The 4,362-nt window shown below is 34.9% G+C and carries 7 protein-coding genes; all 7 read right to left on the bottom strand.

The window, feature by feature from the left end; all coding sequences use genetic code 11:
* Positions 1-303: 303 nt before the first annotated feature.
* The gene (locus BMG01_RS10065; RefSeq protein ID WP_036087070.1) at positions 304-963 is read right to left on the bottom strand and encodes a GIY-YIG nuclease family protein; all 660 of its coding nucleotides are present in this window, start codon (positions 961-963) and stop codon (positions 304-306) included.
* A 71-nt stretch (positions 964-1,034) separates the two neighbouring features.
* Entirely contained in the window at positions 1,035-1,769 is a 735-nt protein-coding gene (locus BMG01_RS10060) for a class I SAM-dependent methyltransferase (RefSeq protein ID WP_004914910.1), read from the bottom strand.
* Positions 1,770-1,836: 67 nt separating this feature from the next.
* Positions 1,837-2,127, bottom strand: coding sequence for a hypothetical protein (locus tag BMG01_RS11510; protein WP_233127299.1), 291 nt, complete (start codon positions 2,125-2,127; stop codon positions 1,837-1,839).
* A 33-nt stretch (positions 2,128-2,160) separates the two neighbouring features.
* Positions 2,161-2,355: an NB-ARC domain-containing protein gene (locus tag BMG01_RS11505; RefSeq protein WP_004914915.1), complete on the bottom strand. Its 195-nt coding sequence runs from the start codon at positions 2,353-2,355 to the stop codon at positions 2,161-2,163.
* Positions 2,356-3,081: 726 nt separating this feature from the next.
* The gene (locus BMG01_RS11355) at positions 3,082-3,234 is read right to left on the bottom strand and encodes a hypothetical protein (RefSeq protein WP_004914922.1); all 153 of its coding nucleotides are present in this window, start codon (positions 3,232-3,234) and stop codon (positions 3,082-3,084) included.
* 143 nt (positions 3,235-3,377) lie between these two features.
* On the bottom strand, positions 3,378-3,590 hold the full coding sequence (locus BMG01_RS10045; RefSeq protein ID WP_004914924.1) for an ImmA/IrrE family metallo-endopeptidase: 213 nt from the start codon (positions 3,588-3,590) through the stop codon (positions 3,378-3,380).
* Positions 3,591-3,698: 108 nt separating this feature from the next.
* Positions 3,699-4,064 carry a helix-turn-helix domain-containing protein gene (locus BMG01_RS10040; RefSeq protein ID WP_036068873.1) on the bottom strand — a complete coding sequence of 122 codons (366 nt, stop codon included), beginning with the start codon at positions 4,062-4,064 and terminating at the stop codon, positions 3,699-3,701.
* Between the last annotated feature and the right edge of the window lie 298 nt (positions 4,065-4,362).

The following is a 4,362-nucleotide window of genomic DNA, read 5'->3' as shown; positions in this document are numbered from 1 at the left end:
TTAGATGTGTCCAAGTATATTCATTGGTTCAACAACGAAAGAATCAGTCTTGCCAATCAAAAAATAAAAGTTGCCTAATCAGTTCAGCCCTAGATAAAAAACATTCCGAATTATTGACTTATGAGCAAAACGGCTCTCACGACTTAATGAAATGCATAACAAAAGGCACGGACTAGATTATATAAGTTCATGCCTTTTATGTTTATGCGGATGTGTAATTTAGGGGATGATATACAATAATTTAATGTTAAAAAATAGAGTCATAAAGAAAAACATTGAGCACGACAATCTGATAGAAATTACTTAAAATTCTGAATTCACAACGGGTTTCATGTCTTTCAATAGAATTTTATTGTATGAGAACCAAGCAAATCCGTTTCTATCTTTTCCAGACTGTTCTTCAGGTAGTTTATGGTAAAAGTCATAACAACATATTGCAGCACGTGAAAGAGAATGTTTGTGTCCGCAACGACATAATACTTGGTTTTTGCTGTCAATCACAGTAACCTCTATTTTAGGATCATCTTTGAACTTTAGTTTTGCACCCACGGGAATGGATAAATAATGAAAACTTCTATTAGGACGTTGTCCTGTTTTGCGTACGACATTTGGCTTGTAAATTCCAGTTATTCTCGCATTGTATTCATTCGGTTTGACATATTCAGCATGAGGGTCATTAAACAATAATAAATCAAAAACACTTTTAACTTGATTAAAGTTCGCTTTAAAGTACTCTTTTGACAAACTGTCGCGTTTATCAGCAAGGGACTTATGCAATAGTCTTTCAGCTTTTTTAAAGTTCGTTATTTTTAGAGCAAATAGTAGCAATGTAGGCTTACTATCTGGAATACCCGTGTTATTAAATTGCTTTAGCCTGTTGTCAAGATTGGTAGTTTGACCAATTTTGATGTAGCCCGGAAATGATTTGTTTTCAAGGGCGTATAAGTAACCAATATCTGTCATAGCAAGAAATACTTTCCAAACTTTTTAACGTGAACGCTTGGCACGTATGTACGCACTCTGTGAGTGCTTTTTTATTGTTTTATTGGCGCAGTGGCGATGATTGAATAGGTGGGCATCCATGGACCAGTCCACCAACCAATAATGCCATAAGTCTTATGTTTTTGAATGCTGTAACCATTAGATTGTAGCACTGAGATATATTCATTTTTGTTATGTCCTGTATCAACAATTATCAGCATTCCGTTTGACTTTAAGACACGATCTGCTTCATTCAAAGCGTCTTTACGTGCTGAAGTAGGTTTAATATTATGAAGTGCTAAGCTTGTGACAACAAAATCATATTGGTTTTCTTCAAAAGGTAGATCTAACATGTTTGCTGTTTTAACATCTGCTACCCGTGATAACTTTTTTGATTCGATGATATCATTTGTATTTTTCAGGCTATTATTTGATTGATCTTTATTAAGCCATAAGTCAATACCCGTTGCATGTCCTTTTTCTGATAGGTGTTGCGCAAATTTCAACAGCACAAGGCCATGTCCAGTCCCTAAATCCAGCACCTTACTGTTTTCGGGGATAGTTAAATCAGCAATGATGCTGTCCCATATCATGGATTTTCCACGTATTGAGGTGTGTATGAATATCAAGCCGCCCAAAACCATGATGATACCGTAACAAACAGTCCATAAGTAACCGCTGAAGTGTTCGTGGAATATTAAAGCAAATAGAAGAGCTAGCAACCCAGCAACAATATAAAGAATTGGCACCAATGGTGCATCTAATCCCTGCTTTTTTAGTTTATTCATTTTCATCCCCCCAAAAGATGATATTAGTTTAAATTTGCACTTATGTAAGCACTCACTGAGAGTTCTTTTATTTTTGAATAGATTTTAAGAAATAATCTATTTGTCTATTGTTTTTTAAAACCACAACATTTTTGGTATTTTGAACATCAGCAAGCATTTTGATTATTGCAGGCTTTCGTTTCTTGTTAAATATCCATATCCAACGCACAAACTCAAAGTCAATTTTTTCAGGGCAGTTATCGTGCATGTCTGGTCGAGATTGTCCCTTATAGTGAATGTACCTTTTAAACACGTTATACAGACACATTGCTTTACTACGATCTATAAAAACAATGGTATCGGCTTTAGCTACTCGCATATCAAGCGTGGCGCTATAATTACCGTCTATAATTCATTGGTCTTTATCTAAGACATTGCTAATAACATGGCGTTGTTCATCTTTACTGCTCATTTCCCAGTTATCATGCCATAAAAGGGCGTCTAAATGGAAAACAGGAACGTTCATTTTGTGACTAAGTTTTCTAGCTAAAGTTGATTTACCAGAACCACCACAGCCTATAATCATAATTTTGTTATAGTTTTTCATTTGTAATACCTTTGTGTTGTTATTTACGACTATACTTTGAAAATTGAGCCAAGGAGTGGTATGAAGAAACTTAATTAAAGATTTAGAAATCAGCTTTGTTGTTAGATTTGTTAGGTTGATCACTGGTAATTAGGGGATGTTTTGCTTTTAGCAAATCAAACATATTGAATATAAGTGGTTTAGCTACAAAAAAGAAAATAGGGACAGCAACGAAAAATGTTTTAATCCAGTTTCCAATATAACCAATCAAAAACTGAGGGTATAGGGTGTGATGGATTACTGTGAACAATACCATCATTATTGATACATTAAACCATATAACCAACAAGGGTATGCTAACCTGCCAGGAACGTTTATTTTAATGATGTTTGGGAAGTAATTGTGTAACTTTAGAACGATTGGTAATGTTACGAACGTTCGTAGACAATATATAAATACGACGATTAATGGGTATACAATCAGTAAGCGAAAAAACATTTTTTCAGAGAAACCATAGCGAATAACTGTATTATAACTTGCCATGATAGCTACCATAGTGCATATAAGAGTCCAGACAGGTGTATCTGGATGATGTAGTAATTTATTGAAAAAATGTTTTTGGAGTTTCATATATTTTCCTCGATTGTTTTTTAATGTCATCCCCGCCCATAGTTTAAACAGGAGACCGATGTACAGAACTGGCTTCCTTTTAATAACGAACAGTTATTTTTTCGGTTTTTCTAATGATCAAATTAATTGAGCAGTGGCTACCATTATTCCCGCAATCAAGAATAAGGCACCAGAAAATTGATAAGTTTTATTATTTTCATTTTTGGACAAAACCAAAAAAGTTATACCTAGAATGAAAAAGAGTAAAGACGTCATAAGTAGTGGTTTCATATTGAGTTCTCCAGTGAGTTATTTGTTTGTTGAAATAAGTCGTTCATTAGCCGAGTAGCTGTCATGTTAGCTTGCTTTTCAGCAAGTAGTGTCTTGTAACGCTTTTTGTTTGAATAATCAGCGGGGATGGAATCCCTATCAAGTCACTTACTGATAGTAGGTGGCTTTTTAATTTGAAAGTGGTTAGCGACATACTCAGCTTGCTTTTCAGCTAACAGCGTTTTCATTGAGTGGCGTTTGTCATCCCCGAAGACATCAAAGTCAGCGTGTGCGCTTTCGTGTACGATAGTGTGTAGTTGTTGCCACTCTGGTTGTAACGTGTTTATAAATATCTTAGTGCCATTGCTATCTTTCACAACCTCACCAAAATACTTATTATGTTCTACCTCAATACCAAAGAATTTGTAATCAGGGAAACAGTCAATATATAACTAAATATTTGTCATACATGTGTCGCCCCGCAATCACAAACGACGTTTTGATAGTTTAGCAATCTCAACAAGTTTTTTAATTTGTTCTATCTCTTCGGGTGTGGCGCTAGGGTCAATGAAATAGGCGACTTGTTTTTGTCCCTCTGTGAGTGGTGGCTCATCCCCGTTATCATCCACAGCAGGCGTTTTAAGCGGGTTATCAGTCTTGCCTTGTAGATACTCTACTGTGGTATCTAAAGCGTCAGCAATCAGTGAGAGCATGGCAAAAGAGGGAGTATATTTATCAGTTTCAATTTGTGCAATGCTTGAACGTGAAGAATTAACTAATTCAGCTAGAGAAGTTTGAGTTAGTTTTTTTATTTTGCGCTGTTCTTTCATGCGTTCTGATGTAACAGACATATTAGCACCTCGATTAAATGTTAAGAATTTATAAAGCACTTAATCAAAAATGAAACTTAATTAAGAAACTTTAAAGCGTATTGTACAGTGAACTAACAAAAGTTATAGTTTAATTATTGAATGTTAGTTGAACGAACAAAATATATTTACTTGTACAGTGAATATACACTAATCATACCAGACAATACAGGTCAATTAAAGGCAAATAGATACATTTAAGTGCAAGAGTGAACCACTATAAAAGCAACGAGATAGGAGAAATTATCATGACAGTATCAAACGCATTATTTAACGAAGC

This window comes from Leuconostoc sp. BM2 (genome assembly GCF_002095565.1).
GTDB lineage: Bacteria > Bacillota > Bacilli > Lactobacillales > Lactobacillaceae > Leuconostoc > Leuconostoc falkenbergense.
The sequence above is the reverse complement of the archived record's forward strand: the minus strand, read 5'-3'. Positions and strand labels throughout refer to the sequence as shown.

Coding starts and splice junctions, on each gene's coding strand:
- BMG01_RS11510 (WP_233127299.1), bottom strand. CDS start 2,127: ATGCGAGTAGCTAAAGCCGATACCATTGTTTTTATAGATCGTAGTAAA.
- BMG01_RS10040 (WP_036068873.1), bottom strand. CDS start 4,064: ATGTCTGTTACATCAGAACGCATGAAAGAACAGCGCAAAATAAAAAAA.
- BMG01_RS11505 (WP_004914915.1), bottom strand. CDS start 2,355: ATGAAAAACTATAACAAAATTATGATTATAGGCTGTGGTGGTTCTGGT.
- BMG01_RS10065 (WP_036087070.1), bottom strand. CDS start 963: ATGACAGATATTGGTTACTTATACGCCCTTGAAAACAAATCATTTCCG.
- BMG01_RS11355 (WP_004914922.1), bottom strand. CDS start 3,234: ATGAAACCACTACTTATGACGTCTTTACTCTTTTTCATTCTAGGTATA.
- BMG01_RS10060 (WP_004914910.1), bottom strand. CDS start 1,769: ATGAATAAACTAAAAAAGCAGGGATTAGATGCACCATTGGTGCCAATT.